We start from the raw sequence: 19170 nt of genomic DNA, 5'->3' as shown, positions 1-19170 counted from the left end.
CGCTTACAGCAACTTATTCTGCTGCAGCCACTGCTGCGCCACCTGGCTGGCGTCCTGACCGTCAACGGCGATTTGCGCGTTGAGCTGCTGCAGGGTTTTCTCATCCAGCTTGCTGAATACCGGCTGCAGCCAGTCGGCAATCTGCGGGTACTGTTGCAGCACGCTGGCGCGGATCACCGGCGCGGGCGCGTAAATCGGCTGTACGCCCTTCGGGTCGCTCAGGGTTTGCAGGCCGAGCGCCGCGACCGGGCCGTCGGTACCGTAAGCCATCGCCGCATTGACGCCGGACGTTTGCTGGGCGGCCGCTTTGATGGTAACGGCGGTGTCCCCGCCAGCCAGCGACAGCAGCTGTGACTGGCCCAGCTTGAAGTTGTAGGCTTTCTCAAACGCTGGCAGCGCATCGCTGCGCTCGATGAACTCCGCCGACGCCGCCAGCTTAAAGGTGCCGCCTTTTTTCAGGTAAGCGCTGAGATCGTCGAGGGATTGCAGGTTATTCTGCTGCGCGACATCGCCGCGCACCGCAATGGTCCAGGTGTTGTTGGCCGGTGCTGGCGTCAGCCACACCAGATGATTTTTCTCTGCATCGAGCTTTTTCACCTTCTCATAGCCCTGCTGCGCGTTTTTCCACGCCGCGTCCTTCTCATCATTGAAGAAGAACGCCCCGTTGCCGGTATATTCCGGATAGATATCCAGCTCACCGGCGGTGATTGCGCCGCGCACCACCTGCGTGGTACCGAGCTGGATTTTATTCACGGTTTTTACCCCATGCTGGTTCAGCACCTGCAGAATGATGTTGCCGAGCAGCGAACCTTCAGTATCAATCTTGGAACCTACCTTGACCGGGTCCGCTGCCTGCACGGCCCCGACACTCATCGCGAATGCGATCATCCCCAATAAACCCTGCTTAATCATGGCGCTTTCCTCAGCATTATTTTCTTTCAGTGATTATCAAGCGTAGCCTGGCGAAACGGGATGGGTGCGGTCAAGCGGCGCAATTCGTTCTTTTTCTGCTATCCGTTGCCGGTTTTATAGAACGCTTTGGTTGCACTTATAACCAAATAGAATTTTTCACATCCGTGGCGCGGCTTATGCTCATAGCCCCACTCTTTACAATAAATCACACAACATCATGTCTGACTTAACTTCTTCGGCGCACGTGGCGCTGGCAGGGAATACGCCGCAGGGCGAGACGCAGTGGATTAGCAGCGCGGCCGACGTGACACGGCTGGTCAACAACAGTAATGCCTCGCGCAGCAATGCGCGCATCGTCATCGCCATTGCGCTGGGCGGGGTTTTTCTCGACGCCTACGACCTTGGTGCGCTGGCCTTTGGTATTAAAGATGTCACGCGTGAATTCAATCTGACGCCCGCCGGCACCGGCATGGTGGCGTCGGCTATCACCTTTGGCGCGATTGTTGGCGCGCTGATCGGTGGCTATCTCACCGATAAAATTGGCCGCTATCGGGTCTTCATGGCCGATATGTTCTTCTTCGTGGTGGCGGCACTGGCCTGTGCCTTTGCGCCGAACGAGTACGTGCTGGCGGCGGCGCGCTTTGTGATGGGGCTCGGCGTCGGCATCGATCTGCCGGTGGCGATGGCGTTTCTGGCGGAGTTTTCCCGACTGCGCGGTCAGGGCAATAAGGCCGCCAGTGTCGCGATGTGGTGCCCCACCTGGTACGCGGCGATCAGCATCTCCTATCTGCTGGTGCTGCTGCTGTATGCGGTGCTGCCTGAGAGCCATACTGACTGGCTGTGGCGGCTGATCCTCGGCTTTGGCGCGGTACCGGCGCTGTTGATCATCGCCATCCGCAGCCGTTACATGAGCGAATCACCGATCTGGGCGGCAAATCAGGGCAACCTGCAGGGTGCAGCGGCAATCCTGCGGCGGTCGTATAACATCAACGCGGAGGTCGCGCAGGATGCCGAGCTCACTGCCGCACAGCCAGTACGTAAAGCCAGCTGGCGCAACTACGGCGCGCTGCTGCAGGGCGTTTACCGCCGCCGTACGCTGCTGGCAACGATAACCTCGATTGCCTCGTCGTTCGCCTATAACGCCGTGGCCTTTGGCCTGCCGGTGATCATCTCCAGCTTCCTCGCGCAGTCGATGCTGACCACCATTCTGGTCTCGCTGGCGCTTAACCTGCTGTTTGCCTTTGTCGGGGGGCTGCTGGCGGTACGGCTGGTGCCGCGACTGGGCGCGTGGAAGATGTCGGTGGCCGGTTACGCCTGCCAGTGTGCGGCGCTGCTGGGCCTGGCGTTGATTGGTCGCCCGGCCGGCGGCGAGGAAGCGGCCCTGGCGATTGCCATGCTGGCGCTGTTCCTGTTCGGTCAGGGGTTTGGTCCGGGTTCGCACACCATGACGTTTGCCTCGCTGAGCTATCCGGCTTCGCTGCGCGGCGTGGGCGTCGGCTTTAACCAGACGCTGATGCGCGCCAGTTCGACGGTATCCCTGTTTGTGTTTCCGCTACTGGTCGCGGCGTTCGGCACCGGCGTGTTCTGGGTGATCCTGCTCGCACCGCTGGCTGGATTACTGGCGCTGCTGGCGATTCGCTGGGAACCGTCAGGCTATGATGTCGATGCGGAAGATTTTAAGTAAGCGGATAACGCCTCAGCGATGAGGCGTTGGCTCAGGCGGTGAGGCGGAAATCGCCCAGCGTGTTGGGGATGCGCGGAAAAGTGTGCAGGAACCACGGCGTGAATTTTGCCGGATTGTCGCGCATCTCCTGCTGAATCTGTTCGACTGAGCGGTAACACCAGTCGTCAGCCTCATCAAGGTTGAGCACCGGCACTTCGTCACTGATGGCGAAAAACACGTGACCGTACTCATGTTCGATCAGACCGTTGCTGAGCGGCAGGTTATAGCTCAGTTCAAACACCGGCGTTAACGCCAGATGCAGTCCCATCTCTTCACGCAGGCGGCGCTCAGCCGCATCGCGCGTCGGCTCCTGCGGGTAGGGATGGCTGCAGCAGGTATTGCTCCACAAACCGCCGCAGTGATACTTGCTTTGCGCCCGGCGCTGCAGCAACAGTTCATGGCGCGAATTGAACACGTAAACCGTTACCGCACGATGCAGCAATCCTTTCTCATGCACTTCCAGCTTTTCCATCTTGCCGGTGGGACGATCGAGGTGGTCAACGAGGATAACTTCAATGGCGGGCATGACAACTCCTTCGGAAAAATCCCCACTATTGTACACAATAGCGGAAGCGGCAGCGGAGAAAATCGCGCACATTCCGTGCGCTGGCGCGATAAGCAGTAAGCTTAGCAGCCAGCAGATAATTCAGCAGAAAAAGGCGGGAAAAAGCGTGACAGCGGCGCAAAAAACGCGCCGCTGTGCTCTCTGACGGGATGAATTACAGTTTGAAGCCGTGCACCACCTGCTCAAGCTGCACGCTCTGCTCTTCCATGGCGCGCGCCGCTGCCGAGACCTGCTCCACCAGCGCCGCGTTCTGCTGGGTGCTGCCGTCGAGCTGGGTAATCGCCACGTTCACCTGTTCGATCCCCATGCTCTGCTCGCGGCTGGCGGACATGATTTCGCTCATCAGCGTTGTGACGCTGCTGACGCCCTGCATCAGCTCGTCCATGGTTTGTCCGGCCTGCTCCACCAGCTGGCTGCCGGTGTCGATATTGGCCACCGACTCTTCAATCAGCTTTTTGATTTCGCGCGCGGAGTTGGCGGAACGCTGCGCCAGATTGCGTACCTCCGAAGCCACCACGGCAAACCCGCGGCCTTGTTCACCGGCGCGTGCCGCTTCTACCGCCGCGTTGAGCGCCAGAATGTTGGTCTGGAAAGCGATGCTGTCGATCACGCTGATGATATCCACCACCTTACGCGAGGAGTGATGGATTTCGCCCATGGTGCTGACCACCTGACGCACCACTTCACTGCCGCGCGCCGCGACCTGAGACGCGCCATCTGCCAGCTGGTTGGCGTGCGTGGCGTTGTCGGCGTTCTGACGCACCGTGCCGGTCAGCTCTTCCATCGACGCGGCGGTTTGCACAATGGAACTCGCCTGCGATTCCGTCCGCGCCGAGAGATCAGCGTTGCCGCTGGCGATTTCGCGTGAAGCTGCGGTAATCGCCAGTGCGCTGTCGCCCACCTGGCGCATCAGCCCTTGCAAATGGGCGATGAACTGGTTGAAGCTTTGCGCCACAGCGTTGAATTCCGGGCTATTGCTGGCTGGCAGACGCTGCGTCAGATCCGCACCACCGGTCGACAGCGCTTCGATGTTTTGATGCAGCAGATTCAGGCGTTTCATCATCGCGCGGACAAAGCCAAGCAGCACCAGCAGCAGCAGAATCGCCAGCGGGATCTGGACCAGGCCGAGACGGGTCAGCATGCTGTGCGTCTGCGCATCCAGCAGCGCTGACGGCACGTCGCTGGCCAGATACCACGGGCTGCCGGGAATGGCCTGCAGGAACAGCGTGTGCTCACCATCTTCTCCGCTGAAGGTGGTTTGCGACGGCTGAGAACCGGCCTGTGCCAGCAGCCCTTTCAGCGCCGCCGCCATTGGCAGCTGGGTATCAGCCAGATTTTCCAGCTTCGGCGTCCCCTCCAGCAGCGCGGCATTGCCGACCACTTTGCCGTCCGCTTCGACAATCAGTACGCGACCATGAATCGCCTCACCCATCTGCTGCGCCAGCTGGTTGAAAAAGCCGAGCGTGACGTCAATGGTTGAGACGCCCCACACAGTGCCGTTACGGTAAATCGCCATGGCGCAGTTGGTGCGCGGCTGCGGGCTGGCGGCATCCTGATAAGCCTTCGCCCACGCGCACTGGCCTTTTTCTGCGGCCATGCCATCTTTGTACCACGGCTGCTCCCAGTATTTGTCGGCAGCATCGGAGTTCCAGTAGGTGTTGACCTGCAGCTGGTTGCTGGCGTTACGCGCAAAGAACGAGCTGTCTTTCTCTTTCGCCGGATCGCGCCGGTTAGGTAACGGCCAGATACCGCCGCCGAACACGTTGCTGTCCTGATACTGGTTAACCAGCGCCGGCAGCAGCGTATCAATGGCGGCGCTGTCCATCACGCCCGCCGCTTCGGTAATCGCACGCTGCTGCGCCTGCACGCGGTTCATCTGCTCGACGATACGTCCGGCGAGACCATCCACCTCATAGCGCACCAGCCTGCTTTCGTTCTGGCTAAGCTGCGGCGCGATGAACTGGTTGATCACCAGGACGGTGACCAGCATAAGAACAACGAAGAATGCGACTAAGGTCGCGGTGAAACGGGATTGTGTGGTTTTTAACATCGGTGTGCCCTTACCCTGGTGTGGCGAGTTGCCTGATCGAGGTTAACGGCTTGTTACAGAGGAACTTGAGGTGCGCCAGATCACAAAATGGTTAACTGATTGAATAGCGTGATCATAAGAGCGCTTATTGTCACCGGCCTTACCCTGCCCCCTTTCTGACCGCTCTGGTGTTAACTTCCGTGCCAGTCGCTACGCCGGGCTTTCGGCCTTCAGTTCGCCGTCCGGAATCGTCCTGAAAGGGAATATGGCGCAAGCGCTGGTTCCTTTGTGTTGTGCTAACAGCGGACGTACTCGCCCCACGTATAGCGCATCTCTAAGCTGCCCACGCACAGAGCCTAAAAATTTGCTGCAAGATGCCGATACCTGAACTTCTTAATCAATATATGAAGGACCATATATGTACTTCGTACGCTCTTTAATTCGTCCGCTTTCTTTGCTGTCTCTCCTGCCGTTTTCTTGCGTCCAGGCTGCAGATATGCCCGAATTAACAGGTGCCATCACGAATCCCTTTTCCGTTACCCGCATCCACGATCGGGTAAATTTCATGGTGTCGTTAAACTTCAATAACGGAAAAACGGCGCAACAATGGCGGTCGATTGATTGCAAACAGGGCAAAGCACAGCTCCTGTATAAGGATCTGTTAAATGATAAGGGCTTTACCATCGCTCGTTATTACGGTAACAGCTATCTCCGGTATGCGCCTGCACAGGATGATCAGCAAATTACCGCAGACGATATTCACAAGGTGTGCAAACTCCCCATAAAAGAGGCTCAGTGGGAAAAGTTATCAGCCACGTCTGAAATCGGCACCACCAAACTGGTCGATGTGAATAGCATTCAACACACTGGCGATATTTTATCGGTTCGTCTGGGATATGATTACGCAGATATCATCTGGGAACCGCCTTACGATGCGCCGCTGGGATTAAAAACAGAACACTACCTGTACAACTGTAAAACCCATCAGGGTGCTGTAATTGCTGCCATGAATTTCGACAGCGAGGGGCGCGTTACAGATTCACTCATCACTGCTGATCTTGTTCGCCGCAAAAGTAGCTTCAAAATTGATACTCAGATGACACAACGTTTCGATCAGCTCTGCCAGTTACCCGCAGGAAAAAAGTTTACCGCTGAAGGACATTTTGTGTCCGCTGCGAATAAGCCAGCATCCACGTTGATGGGGCCATTAATGCCAGACCTGAGTAAAAATAATTCGCAGTGGCTGGATAAGTATTCTCTTTCTGCTGAAATTGAACGGCAGGCACAAGCACTGATTACCCCCTGGGCGCTGCCACGCTTCAAACAAATCCGTTATACCGAAGTAAGCACGCTCGGTAAGGTTAAAGTGCAGCTGGATGCACAGCCAAATGGTTATGTACGTAAGCTGGAAGATTACGGTATCTGGAAGGTGCAACGTTTGACGCTGGCTAATCAGTTGCAGCTTAAGTTCACCATGTCCATCAGCACAGGTGCATCACTCCTTAATAAGTTGCAGACGGATCTGCGTTTTCCGCTAGTAACGGGTCAACAATATCAGGCGCAATGGGAGAGTATTGACTCCGACAAGAAAATTACGTCTTCAGGGTTACGCTGCAAGGTCACCTCGATGGGAGACGCAAAGAGCATTGCGGATGAATTTAGCGGCAAATATCTCTTAGTCGACTGTCAGCAAACTGATTCAGGACAAGCGGGTAGCCGTGTCAGACTCGCCTGGCTGCAGGATCTCAATGTGTTCGTCACCGTTGCTATGCAGGTAGGTGATAAGCCGGAAAGCCTGGTGAAACTGGAAAATGTAAGTGTAATACGTTAATCAGCAGGCAGGCACACAGCATTTATTATTTAGGGTATCTGAAATGAGTGAATTTAAAGATTTTGAGCTTGTAAAGGAATCATTGTTAGAGTTTATTAAAAAAAAGGAAGTAAAAGCCAGATTTGCCCATGTCGTGGCCAATGAGTACAACGACTGGGAAAAATGGTTTCAAATTGAGTTTGAATATTTCCTTTTGAATGAGAAGGGTTTTCACACCAGAAGGGAGTTGAAGGCGAAATCTGATCAAAGAAGCAAACTCAATCGTTTTTACATGTTTGTCGATTTGATTTTCAGAAAACCTAATACTGCAAAGGATCAGTACATCTACCTTGAATTTAAGCGGGCAATAAAAGCGACAACATTAGTCAAAGGAATGTTGCACGACATATCCAAAGTGAATTCGATCGTTAAATCACACTACATTGAGACTGAAATTAAGCAGCGTTCATTTTGGTGTGTGGGTTTTTATCACTCTTTCCATAAATTGACGGTTGACCGTGCACAGGAAGAGATCAAGCAATACTCCAAAAGCTTTCACGAACCGGTGTATCTATGCTCGTGCCGGGGCGCATCGCATTATGATGAATGCCCAAAAATCGGCGTAGTCATCATCTGACAGGTCTGTTTCCAGCGTACCTGAACCTTGCATAACTGACTCATCACAGCATCGCGCGAAAAGTATCCGTTGCCTATTGCAACTATGACTTCTCGTTGCGATGCCGATGGGGCTGACCCGCTACGTTTAAATTATTTCAAGGGTGATAAAGATTAATTTCATGGTGCTCCTGACCAGGCATTAACGATTAATCCTGCGCCGGAAATAAACAGAATGGCGTCTATCAGCACGGCAAATTGTGTGACTGACAGTCTCTGGACTATCACCTTCGTGCTCAGGGTGCCCAGCATAATGCCACTGCCCACTAACACACCGGTGAGCACAACCTGCATTGAGAGCGCCTGCTGGAAGGCGAACGTACTGACCTTGCTGAAATATAACAGCAAGGCGCTCGATGCTTCCGTGCCAATAAACGCGCCACGGCTCAATCCATAGGCGGTAAAAATCAGCACGCTCACCGGTCCGGTGGAGAGAACCAGTCCGGTCAGAAAACCCACGAATCCACCACAAAGCCCTAACTGCTTTATCGAGAGTGTCCAGTGACTGTTTTTCAGGTTGCGTCTGACCAAAATCATCACCCAGAAAAACAGACCCAGCGCGCCATCAATGATCCAGGCGGGTAAAGAGAGCAGCACATGCGCGCCTAACGACGCAGCTGGCACGCCAGGAAGACTATAGGCCAGAGTGGCGCGCCAGTCGATTTCACGCCACCAGACCGCGATGCGCGAGAGATTTCCCAGGATTGCGGCGATAGCCATGACTGGCATCGCCACTCTGGGGCCGAAATTGCTGACCATCAGCGGCAGCAGCAGTAACGAAGAACCGGTGCCGATGATGCCACTCAGCGCCCCGGAGAGGATCGCGATCAGCGTCACAAAGAGATAATCACCCACTGACTTTCCTCATTTTCAACGGCAAAGCACGCATCTTAATGAGGGCGAATCGATCATAATATCGATAAATATTGCCCACCACTGATACTAAAAGTCACAGATGAAAAAACGTAACCTGCCGCCGTTGAATGCATTGCGGCTGTTCGAAACGGCCGCGCACGCCAACAGCCTGAGTGACGCGGCTGAGGAATTAGGGATGACTCACGGTGCCGTTAGCCGCCAGATCAAATTGCTTGAAGCGTGGCTGGGGCAACCGTTATTTGAACGCCAGGGACAACGCAGCGTGGCGGCGGAACATGCCCGGGCTTTTGCCGCAGAGATCAGCACCGCTTTTGACATCATCAGCGATGCTGCGGTGCGCTTTGGCAAAACACCCAACACCCGCACGATACGCGTCAATGCGCAAACCACCTTTGCGATGCACTGGTTGATCCCGCGCCTGCCGGCATTCCATAGCCAATATCCTGACATTGAAATCTCGGTATCCACCTCAAACAGTTCGGAGGTGAAAGGGCTATCTGGCTTTGACGTATTGATTCGCCGGGATGCGCTGAACAAACCTGAATGGCGTTACTTTGAGAAGAAAGCGTTATTTGAGGAAAAACTCACCCTGATTGCCGCGCCGAAACTGTTAGCCACAAAAGCGCTGGACACCCCTGCAGACCTGGCGACCCACGTTGTCGTGTTATCCAGTACGCGGTCAGGCGAGTGGGAACGGTGGATGAAGCAGGCTGGCGTCGGGGAGGTGCGTCCGGAACGTTTTCAGCGATTCGAACACAATTATATCAGCCTGCAGGCGATTATTGATGGCGTCGGTGTGGGTATCGGTGGAATACAAATGCTGGGACATGATTTGCAGGGCAACCGGCTTGTCACCCCGTTAGCTGTTGAGGCGAAGGGAAGCCGCTACGTGGCGTTAATTGCGCCTGACGTGGATAAATCATCGTCGCTAAACCGCTTTGTCGCATGGCTGGAACGGGAAGCATCCGCTTAATACCCGCCTGGTCGCTGCCAGAGGGGTATGTCGGGGCTTTTTCGGCAGGCACTACGGTGCGGACTCCACCACTTCCTGGCGCGGACGGAATACATGATCGCTGCCCTGCGCCAGCAAACGCTGCAGCAGCTGCTGGCCGCCGCGATCGTCCGCCTGGGCAAACAGCCGCTCGGCTTCGGTGATCGGCGTCGCCCACAGCAGATTTGGCCGATCGCCGTCGCGCTTCGGCAACCGCAGTTGCGCGTTTTCGCCCGCCAGCCCGTTGGCCAGCAGGAAGCTTTCAAAGCCGACCGGCGCAACTTCCGACGCCAGCGTGTGCCCTTCGCCAATCCACGTCAGCCGCGCCCACGGCAGATGAGCAAACTCCGCCAGCGCGCTGGCCATCTGTACCGCGTTGGCCTCGGTCATCACTTCGCCATCCACCGCCATCGCCAGCTCTACACGCCGGTACTGCGGTGCCAGCTCATCAAACAGGTAATCCACCTGCGGCATCGGCCGGATACTCATGCCGAGCGTGAAGAAATACCATATGCCGTTATGCCAGTGCTGCGAAATCGCCATCGGCGGCCAGTTGCCCTGATCGATGGCGTAATATTTTACCGACTCACCAAACTGCGCCTGGTAACGCTGCAGCAGCTCGCTCTGCACGCGATCCCACTGCTGGCCATCGTGCCAGTCACGCCAGAAATGACGCTGCTGTTCGGCGCGCGCGTAGTAATCGTTGGTGGAGGCTGAACCGAGCGGCGCGGTGAGACGGTTCTCTTTGATGCAGCCCGCCGAGAAGCTGACCTGCTTGTCCTGATACAGGCTCCAGCCAGGGATCACCGCCAGCAGCTGGCCGTAATACCACAGCGCGGCACCGTCGTCGCTGGGCTCCCACAGAATTTGCAGGCCGGCCGGATCGAGCATCGGCTCCGCTTCCAGCGTGCGGCAATAGCTGGCGCTGAGCAGAGGCGCAATACCCTGCTCCATCGCTTCGCGATCTTCCTGCGCCGGTGCCGGCAGCAGATTGCGCAACCAGCAACCGCGCACGGCGTACTGACTGCGGAACAGGTCGTTCGGCCAGATATAAAAATAGGCGGTACGCGCATCCTGTTCGACGATGGCGGTTAAAGTGTGTTGCTGATTCGGCACCTCAGCAATCAGAGGTTGGTGTGTCATAACGCCTCGACAATGCCTGGAGGGATCCATTTTCCCCGAGAATAGAGCAGGATCGGCACTCGCGCCATGTGACACAAGGGTAAAACTCTCAAAGTGCGCCAGGCCATCGTTCAGCCCGGCTTAAGAATGGCGGGGGCAGCAGCGGCGAAGCTTCAGATTTTTTTGCGATTCTTTTACCGCTTCGCATGCTATTGTCAGCGCACTCTTCTGTTGCGGAGCTGTCGTCATGGTGCTGCAAACCCTCGATCTCAATCTGCGCGAAATCGTGATTCTCGCCCTGCTGCTGTGGCTGTTTGTCCGCTATACGTGGGTGATGGCAGCCCTGACGCTGATCGTCGGTGGCATCGCGCTGCTGGTGCTGCTGCCGCTGGATATCTACTACACGCTGGTGCCGCTGGCGCTACTGGGCGTTGGCCTGGGCATGCTGCTGCATCACTATCAGCAACGCCAGCTCCTGCTGAAACGCGAGGCGCGCACGCCGCGCAGCTACACCAGCAAGCAGGATGAATTTCACCTGTAACGCGGATCGCGCCCCATGCGCTGCATGGCACGCGCCCAGGCGCCACGCTGAATTGACCAGCGCAACAGGGCGGCAATCAACGCGATCTGCTTATCAATCCGCCATTGCGTCACTGGCCCGATCGGCTGTTGCATCAGCTGTTGCGCCCAGTCGGGCAGCAGACCACAGCCAGCCCGCAGCATGACACGCATCGCCGGTTTCGCCTGCCAGCTGGGTGCCGGCGCGTTAAGCAGCAGCTGCATCACTTCGTGAGTACGCGCATCGTAAACCAGCTCTGCCCGCATCGCCTGTAAATAGGCCTCAACCGCCTCTACGCTTTTCGGCACCTGCTGCGCACCAAGCGCTTCCGCCACCCGCGCCGCTTCGGCGTAATAACGATCGCGATCGGCGAGGCTGAGCTGTGGATTTTTGTAGCGCAGATGCGCGGCCAGGAAGCGGCTGGTTTCTGCAACGTGCACCCAGGTGAGCAGATGCGGATCGCTGGCGGCATAAGGTTTGCCGGTGTTATCGATGCCGGTGACGCGCAGATGGATGCGTTTGACCCGCTCAATCAGGGTATGCGCATCGGCGGTGTTGCCGAAGGTGGTGACCGCGATGAACTGGCTGGTGCGCCGCAACCGGCCGAGCATGTCCTGGCGGAAACTGGAGTGATCCCACACGCCCGCCAGCGCCGCCGGATGCAGCATCTGTAGCATCAGCGCGCTGATGCCGCCGCACAGCATCGCGGGAAAGTCGCCGTGCACCTGCCAGATGATGTGGTCAGGGCCGAACAGGCCGGGATCGCCCGGCGGTTGAGAGATGTCAAACTCGTTGAGCGACAGGCCGTTAAGGCGAAAGACCTGCTGTTCGATGCGGTGGCGGAGATTCATCATATTGACGCGTCAGGCTGGTTAAGCTGGTCGGCATGAATGCCGACCCTACAATGTCACGCCAGCATAACATGTACAGGTTAATGCCGCCCCCGGAATGCTACGACAGCATAACCTGTAGGGTCAGCATTTATGCTGACCCTGAGACTCACAAATAATCAAACTGCGCATCCTGGGTTCTGACCGAATCCAGCCCGATCATCACGTTGAATTTGCCCGGCTCGGCGACGTGCTGCATCTTCTGATTCCAGAACTTCAGCGCATCGACATCAATCTTAAAGCGCACGGTCTGTGACTCGCCGGCCTTCAGCATGATGCGCTGGAAGCCGCGCAGCTCCTGCACCGGACGGCTGATACTGGCAACCGGATCGTTCAGGTACAGCTGCACCACCGTGGCACCATCGCGTTTGCCGGTATTCGTCACCGTCACGCTGGCTTCCACTGTGCCGTTACGCGGCATGGTCGGGGCAGACATCTTCACCGGTGACACGCTGAACTGGGTATAGCTCAAACCGTAACCAAACGGATAGAGCGGACCGTTGACCGCGTCGTAGTAGTGCGAGGTGTACTTGTTCGGCTTCTCGAAATTGTACGGACGGCCGGTTGGCAAATGATTGTAATAAATAGGAATCTGCCCGACCGAGCGCGGGAATGACACCGGCAGTTTGCCCGATGGGTTGTAATCACCGAACAGCACATCGGCGATGGCGTTACCGCCTTCGGTACCGCTGAACCAGGTCTCCAGCATCGCATCCGCCATGCGGTCCTCATTCACCAGCGCCAGCGGACGGCCATTCATCAGCACAATCACCAGCGGTTTCCCGGTGGCTTTCAGGGCCGCCAGCAGCTTCTGCTGGCTCGGCGGGATCACCAGGTCGCTGCGGCTCGACGCTTCATGCGCCATGCCCTGCGCCTCGCCCACGGCCGCCACTACCACGTCCGCTTTTTTCGCCTGCGCGACCGCTTCGTCAATCAACTGCTGTGGCGAACGGGCATCGACGCTGACCGCCTGCTCATACAGGTTGAGGAAGTTCTGGATACCTTTGTTATCAGAAATATTGGCCCCTTTGGCATACAGCACGGTGCCTTTGCCGGCCATGGCGCTGCGCATGCCCTGCAGCAGCGAGACAGATTGCTTCGCCACGCCCGCAGCCGACCAGCTGCCCATGATATCGCGCTGGCTATCGGCCAGCGGTCCCACCAGCGCCACGGTGGCCTCTTTCTTCAGCGGCAGGGTTTCATGCCAGTTTTTCAGCAGCACCATACTGCGGCGCGCCACGTCGCGCGCTTCCGCCCGGTGCAGGCGGCTTTCCGCATTGGTGTCCTGCGGATCGCTGCCTTTCGGACCGAGATGGCTGTACGGGTCGTTGAACAGGCCCATGTCATATTTAACGTTGAGCACGTGACGGGCCGCATCGTCGATTTCCGCCATGCTCACCGCGCCGCTTTTCACCAGCCCCGGCAGGTATTTGCTGTAATACTCGTCGCTCATACTCATGTCGATGCCGGATTTCAGCGCAATACGCACGGCATCCTGCGGATCGCTGGCGACGCCGTGTTTGATTAACTCTTTGATGGCACCGTGATCGCTGATGGTGATGCCTTTGAATTTCCAGTCGTTGCGCAGAATATCTTTCAGCAGCCAGCTGTCGGCGGTGGCCGGGGTGCCGTTCAGCGAGTTGAGCGCCACCATCACGCCGCCGCTGCCGGCATCCAGCGAAGCTTTATACGGCGGCAGATAATCCTGGAACAGGCGCTGCGGGCTCATGTCGACGGTGTTGTAATCACGACCGCCTTCTACTGCGCCGTAAGCTGCAAAGTGCTTAACGCTGGTCATGATGGCGTAGCGGTCGGCGGCGCTCTTGCCCTGCATGGCTTTGACCATCGCACTGCCCATCTGCGAGGTGAGATAGGTATCCTCGCCAAATCCTTCAGAGCCGCGGCCCCAGCGCGGTTCGCGCGACACATCCACCATCGGCGCCCAGGTCATGTTGAGGCCGTCGTCTGCCGCTTCATAGGCGGAGATGCGTCCCACTTCGCTAACGGCTTGCAGATCCCAGCTGGCGGCGAGGCCGAGCGGAATCGGGAAAATGGTGCGCTGGCCGTGCACCACGTCATAAGCAAAGAACAGCGGCACCTTCAGGCGGCTGAGCTGCATGACCTGATCCTGCATGGCGCGGATATCCGGACGCGTTACCGTATTGAAAATCGCCCCGACCTGGCCGTGCTGAATCATGTCGCGAATCGCCTCTTTTGGCGTATCCGGACCGACGCTGATCAGGCGCATTTGCCCAATCTTTTCATCCAGCGTCATTTTGCTCAGCAGCTGATTAACAAAGGCGTCACGCGCCTGTTCCGTCATTGGATGGGGGCCGAACAGATCGTCCGCAAACGCGGGTTGCACGGCAAGGGAAACAGCGAGGCTAACAGAGTAAATCCATTTCATCAGGTCGGGTTCTCTTAAGTAACTGCGCAATATCGAAATAACCGGGGCAGTGTGCCACAAGATGAGGATAGCAGGTAGCCGCCATTGTCACACTGCGCCCCCGTGGCCGACGCGTGCTACAGTAGAAACGCCACGTTAACGACAAGGATAGGCTAATGAATAACAACACCTCACACCCTGCCCTGCTGTCCGAGCTGCGCCGTCTGGTCGGCGCATCACAGCTGCTGACCGACGCAGAGCAGACCGCGCGCTATCGTAAGGGTTTCCGTTCCGGCGAGGGCGATGCGCTGGCGGTGGTTTTCCCCGGCTCGCTGCTGGAGCTATGGCGCGTGCTGCAGGCGCTGGTACAGGCCGATGCCATCGTGCTGATGCAGGCCGCCAATACCGGTCTGACCGAAGGTTCAACGCCCAACGGCAACGATTACGATCGCCCGGTGGTGATCATCAGTACCCTGCGTCTCGACAAACTGCAGCTGATCGACGGCGGCAGGCAGATTCTCGCCTTCCCCGGCAGCACGCTGTATCAGCTGGAGAAAACCCTTAAACCGCTCGGGCGCGAGCCGCACTCGGTGATTGGCTCCTCGTGCATCGGCGCCTCGGTGCTGGGCGGCATCTGCAATAACTCCGGCGGCTCGCTGATCAAACGCGGCCCGGCCTACAGCGAAATGGCGCTGTTTGCGCAGGTGGACGCCGACGGCAAGCTCCGGCTGGTCAACCATCTGGGCATCGACCTCGGTCATTCGCCGGAAGAGATTCTCGGCCGGCTGGACGACGAGCGCTGGCAGCCGGATGATGTGCGCTGGGATGCGCGCCACGCGTCCGACCACGAATACGCCGAGCGGGTGCGGGACATTCATGCCGATACGCCGGCGCGTTTCAACGCCGACCAGCGGCGCCTGTTTGAGGCGTCAGGCTGCGCCGGCAAACTGGCGGTGTTTGCCGTGCGGCTCGACACCTTCCCCACCGAGCCGAAGCAGCAGGTGTTTTACATTGGCACCAACGACCCGGCGACGCTCGGCGAGCTGCGTCGCCACATGCTGGCGGAGTTTACCCATTTACCGGTCGCCGGTGAGTACATGCACCGCGATATTTTCGACATCGCCGAGGTCTACGGTAAAGACACCTTTGTGATGATTGATAAACTCGGCACCGACAAGATGCCGCTGTTTTTCACCCTCAAAGGCCGGGTGGATGCCTGGCTCAGCAAGCTGAGCTTCGTTAAGCCGCACCTGACCGATCGCCTGCTGCAACGCATCAGCCGCTGGTTCCCGGCGCACCTGCCGAAGCGCCTGAAGCAGTATCGTGACAAATACGAGCACCACCTGATGCTGAAGATGTCCGGCGACGGCGTGGCCGAAGCGCAGGCGTATCTGCAGGAGTATTTCCGCGAAGGCGGTGGTGAGTTCTTTGCCTGCGACGCCAAAGAGGGCGCGCACGCCTTTCTGCATCGTTTTGCCGCAGCCGGCGCCGCCGTGCGCTATCACGCGGTGCACGCTGACGAAGTGGAGGATATTCTGGCGCTGGACATTGCGCTGCGCCGCAACGATCAGGAGTGGTTTGAGCGCCTGCCGCCGGAGTTTGATCACGATCTGATTCATCGTCTCTACTACGGCCACTTCTTCTGCCACGTGTTCCATCAGGATTACATTGTGAAGAAAGGCGTGGATGCCCATGCGCTGAAGGAGAAGATGCTGGCGATCCTCGCGGCGCGCGGCGCGGAGTATCCGGCAGAGCATAACGTTGGCCATCTGTATGCGGCCAAACCGCAGCTGCAGGCGTTTTATCGCCAGCTCGATCCGACCAATACCTTTAACCCGGGCATCGGGAAAACCAGTAAGCAGAAAGGCTGGGCGGTGAAAGCCTGAAGGAATTAACGCTGTCCCGGTGGCCATAAATGGCCACCCTACAACCGTCGGGTCGGCATTGATGCCGCCCCAGAATTCACCCTCACGTTCCACAGGCGTGTAGGGTCGGCATTTATGCCGACCTGGATTCACCACCGCGTGCGATTATGACCCAGACCGTTGTTACGGTATGGGATCGGATTGCTCCTGTGCCGTCGCCGGCAGCGCTCGGCGTTCGATAATCATGGTCTGCGGCGTCGACAGCACGATGCCCTCTTTGCGCAGGCGCGTCAGAATATCGAACAGCAGATCGCTTTTCGCACCGGAAATCTGGCGCTGGCTGGCGACGTTGCCGGTCACGCTCAGCACAATGCCGGCCGGCGTCAAATCTTTAAACGAAACCGACGGCTCCGGCGTTTCGAGAATACGCTCGTTTTCACGATAGACGTCCAGCAACAGTTCACGCACCTGCACCGGATCGATATCCAGCGGGAAGGTCAGCTGAATCGTCACCACGCCCTGCGCATTGCCCATGGTGGCGTTACGCACGTTCTGCGAAATCAGCTGCGAGTTCGGCACAATCACCGTAGATTTATCGCCCAGCTGAATCTCAGTCGCACGCACGTTAATACGGCGAATATCCCCTTCGATACCGCTGATGCTCACCAGATCGCCGACCTTCACCGGACGCTCGGTCAGCAGGATCAGACCGGAGATAAAGTTCTTCACAATCTCCTGTAAGCCGAAACCGATACCCACCGACAGGGCGCTGACGATCCATGCCAGCTTGTTCCACTGCAGCCCCATAATCGACAGCGTCAGCAGGATAATCAGCACGTAGCCGATATTGCTGAACAGCGTCACCAGCGACACGCGCATGCCGATATCCATGGTGGTCTTCGGCAGGAACTCTTTGTCCAGCCAGCGCCGCACCGAGCGCAGCACGTAGATACCCACCACCAGACACAGAATGGCGTTCACCATGTGCGCCGGCACAATGTTGAGCGACTCCAGCCCTTTGCCACCCCAGAACTCAATGACTTTCTGGATCAGCTCAATCGGCGTGGACGAGGCAAACGTGCCGTTGAGCAGCGCCAGCGCGACAAATGCCACCAGCAGGGTTTTACCCACGGCGCTGAGCAGCGTTGCGGCCTGCTGCAGGTAGCGCTCGTCAATATTCAGCGAGGTCTGCAACCGCTTGCCGGTCGCGTTGTTGGTGGAGAACAGGCTTTCACAACCGTCGTTGATCAGATGACTGAGGAAGTAGAACGAGCCAAACAGGATGCCGCACCAGATCACTTCATAGCTGAGGAAGCGCGCCAGCGTGACGTAGCCGACAATCAGCGAAACCAGAATCGCCACTGCGGTGACCGTCAGCGCCAGCTGCACCAGGCCGACGATGGTCGGACGCGCTTCCGGCGGATTGCCGGCCTGCGCCATGCGACGACGCACGCGATTGGTGCGCATGCTGATCGCCAGCCCGGTGCTGCCAATCAGCAGCGCCGTCAGGCCGTTAGCAAAAATGGTGGTGTTCAGGCTGGTGCCGACCGTGTAGTTAAACGACTCGGCGGTCTGGAAGATAAACACCAGCGCGGCGGTAATCGGCGGGAACGGCTTCAGCGCCAGCGCCACTTCACTGGAGATGCTCGGCAGACGCCAGCTCGGGCGGCGCGTTGACAGAAATGCGCGGCCGAGACCGGCGATCAGTCCGCAGTAAACGCTGAGCTGCACCAGACGGCTGATAAAATCCTGCACGTCACTGGACACTTCATCGCGGCGCACAAACGCCAGCGAGAGAAAATTAAAGGTCAGCACCACGGCCGCCAGCGTGGTCAGCGCAATCGCCGCCGCGAGGAAGCTGCGGCGCAGCCGCCCTTCCGGCAGTTTGTGAATGCTGACCCACGCCAGAAACTCTTCGCTGTAACGCCGGCCCAGCGTCATCACCAGCAGCGCCGCCAGCAGCCAGCCGACCGTGCCCACGCGCCAGCCCGGCTCCCACGACAGCGCGGCGGTATCCTGCAGCTCGCTGATAAAGTCGCCAATTTTTTCGCCATCCAGGTCCTGACGGCTGAACAGCGGTGACCAGAAGCGTGGCCCTAAAATACTGCCGGAGTTGAGCGCCAGCTGGCTTTTCAGCTGATCGCGCCGCAGGTTGACGATCTGCGAGGATAGCACCAGCGCCCCGTTTTTGATGCCGTCGGCCTGCTTGATCTGATCATCCAGTTTGCCCTTCTGATTCTCCAGCGCGGCGCGTTTGCGCGTCACTTCCGGCGTCTCTTTCACGCCGCTGTCCGCCTTCGGCGCCGGGCCGAGCACCGCCAGCTGCGCATCCAGCTGCTGACGCTGCGGAATCAGCGCCTGGCCGAGGGTTTCCGCATTACCTGACAGCTCCAGCGCCATCTCATTGAGCTGGTTGAGCTGGTTTTCATTGGTATCGCCAGACACCTGGCCCTTAATTTTGTCGAGGATCTTCTGCATCTTCGGCAGTTCTACCGCCGGATTGACCTTCGGTGCCGCGTCTTCTTCCTGCTGCGCGGGCGCGGCGTTGTCATCCGCATAGCTGAGCGCCGGCGTGAATAACACCAGTAGCAGCAGGAACGGGGTAAACAGAGAACGAAACTTGAACATATGAGTGAGATTCCAGCGCAATAACAGCCTATAAACGCAAGGTTGACCGTGAATGGTCGCCAGTGTAGGACTTTGCCGTCAGGGAAACTATAGGAATGGTGGCGTAAAACATTGGTGCTAACGATAAGAAATTTTGTTC

General features: G+C 57.8%; 14 protein-coding genes. 6 read left to right on the top strand and 8 right to left on the bottom strand.

What is annotated here, in order from left to right:
* Positions 1-3: 3 nt before the first annotated feature.
* Positions 4-912: an ABC transporter substrate-binding protein gene (locus F3J41_RS02200; protein ID WP_058780854.1), complete on the bottom strand. Its 909-nt coding sequence runs from the start codon at positions 910-912 to the stop codon at positions 4-6.
* Between the two features lie 217 nt (positions 913-1129).
* Here F3J41_RS02200 and F3J41_RS02195 point away from each other — a divergent pair, with 217 nt between their 5' ends.
* Complete coding sequence (locus tag F3J41_RS02195; protein WP_166709814.1) at positions 1130-2596, top strand: MFS transporter; 1467 nt, start codon at positions 1130-1132, stop codon at positions 2594-2596.
* Positions 2597-2627: 31 nt separating this feature from the next.
* On the opposite strand, the gene idi is transcribed toward F3J41_RS02195, so the two are convergent.
* Both idi and F3J41_RS02185 read right to left on the bottom strand, forming a co-directional pair.
* The gene (gene idi, locus F3J41_RS02190) at positions 2628-3161 is read right to left on the bottom strand and encodes an isopentenyl-diphosphate Delta-isomerase (protein WP_058769490.1); all 534 of its coding nucleotides are present in this window, start codon (positions 3159-3161) and stop codon (positions 2628-2630) included.
* A 193-nt stretch (positions 3162-3354) separates the two neighbouring features.
* Positions 3355-5250, bottom strand: a complete 1896-nt coding sequence (locus F3J41_RS02185) for a methyl-accepting chemotaxis protein (protein WP_058769488.1) — start codon at positions 5248-5250, stop codon at positions 3355-3357.
* A 397-nt stretch (positions 5251-5647) separates the two neighbouring features.
* Between F3J41_RS02185 and F3J41_RS02180 the strand changes: the two genes are divergently transcribed.
* A complete protein-coding gene (locus F3J41_RS02180) occupies positions 5648-7060 on the top strand; it encodes a hypothetical protein (RefSeq protein WP_166709812.1) in 1413 nt (470 codons plus the stop codon).
* Between the two features lie 43 nt (positions 7061-7103).
* Complete coding sequence (locus F3J41_RS02175; RefSeq protein WP_104187066.1) at positions 7104-7676, top strand: hypothetical protein; 573 nt, start codon at positions 7104-7106, stop codon at positions 7674-7676.
* Between the two features lie 158 nt (positions 7677-7834).
* On the opposite strand, the gene F3J41_RS02170 is transcribed toward F3J41_RS02175, so the two are convergent.
* The gene (locus tag F3J41_RS02170; RefSeq protein WP_152391210.1) at positions 7835-8569 is read right to left on the bottom strand and encodes a sulfite exporter TauE/SafE family protein; all 735 of its coding nucleotides are present in this window, start codon (positions 8567-8569) and stop codon (positions 7835-7837) included.
* A gap of 100 nt (positions 8570-8669) precedes the next feature.
* Here F3J41_RS02170 and F3J41_RS02165 point away from each other — a divergent pair, with 100 nt between their 5' ends.
* Positions 8670-9563, top strand: coding sequence for a LysR substrate-binding domain-containing protein (locus F3J41_RS02165; protein ID WP_152391211.1), 894 nt, complete (start codon positions 8670-8672; stop codon positions 9561-9563).
* A gap of 51 nt (positions 9564-9614) precedes the next feature.
* On the opposite strand, the gene F3J41_RS02160 is transcribed toward F3J41_RS02165, so the two are convergent.
* On the bottom strand, positions 9615-10724 hold the full coding sequence (locus F3J41_RS02160) for a suppressor of fused domain protein (RefSeq protein ID WP_166709811.1): 1110 nt from the start codon (positions 10722-10724) through the stop codon (positions 9615-9617).
* 226 nt (positions 10725-10950) lie between these two features.
* Here F3J41_RS02160 and F3J41_RS02155 point away from each other — a divergent pair, with 226 nt between their 5' ends.
* Positions 10951-11244 (top strand): hypothetical protein, encoded by a 294-nt coding sequence (locus tag F3J41_RS02155; RefSeq protein ID WP_152391213.1) that lies wholly within the window; start codon positions 10951-10953, stop codon positions 11242-11244.
* Here F3J41_RS02155 and F3J41_RS02150 read toward each other — a convergent pair.
* Positions 11235-12116 carry an oxygenase MpaB family protein gene (locus tag F3J41_RS02150; protein ID WP_010616053.1) on the bottom strand — a complete coding sequence of 294 codons (882 nt, stop codon included), beginning with the start codon at positions 12114-12116 and terminating at the stop codon, positions 11235-11237. The two genes, F3J41_RS02155 and F3J41_RS02150, sit on opposite strands and share 10 nt — an antisense overlap.
* A 145-nt stretch (positions 12117-12261) precedes the next feature.
* Entirely contained in the window at positions 12262-14559 is a 2298-nt protein-coding gene (bglX, locus tag F3J41_RS02145) for a beta-glucosidase BglX (RefSeq protein ID WP_031279874.1), read from the bottom strand.
* A 155-nt stretch (positions 14560-14714) separates the two neighbouring features.
* On the opposite strand from bglX, the gene dld reads away from it, so the two are divergent.
* Positions 14715-16424: a D-lactate dehydrogenase gene (dld, locus tag F3J41_RS02140; protein ID WP_166709809.1), complete on the top strand. Its 1710-nt coding sequence runs from the start codon at positions 14715-14717 to the stop codon at positions 16422-16424.
* A gap of 162 nt (positions 16425-16586) precedes the next feature.
* Here dld and F3J41_RS02135 read toward each other — a convergent pair whose 3' ends face one another.
* Complete coding sequence (locus F3J41_RS02135) at positions 16587-19031, bottom strand: DUF3772 domain-containing protein (RefSeq protein ID WP_166709807.1); 2445 nt, start codon at positions 19029-19031, stop codon at positions 16587-16589.
* Positions 19032-19170 lie beyond the last annotated feature (139 nt).

Origin of the sequence: Pantoea sp. Ap-870, assembly GCF_011752515.1 — a bacterium.
Taxonomy (GTDB): domain Bacteria; phylum Pseudomonadota; class Gammaproteobacteria; order Enterobacterales; family Enterobacteriaceae; genus Pantoea; species Pantoea dispersa.
Note: the sequence above shows the minus strand (reverse complement) of the source record. Positions and strands in the feature narration are given on the sequence as shown.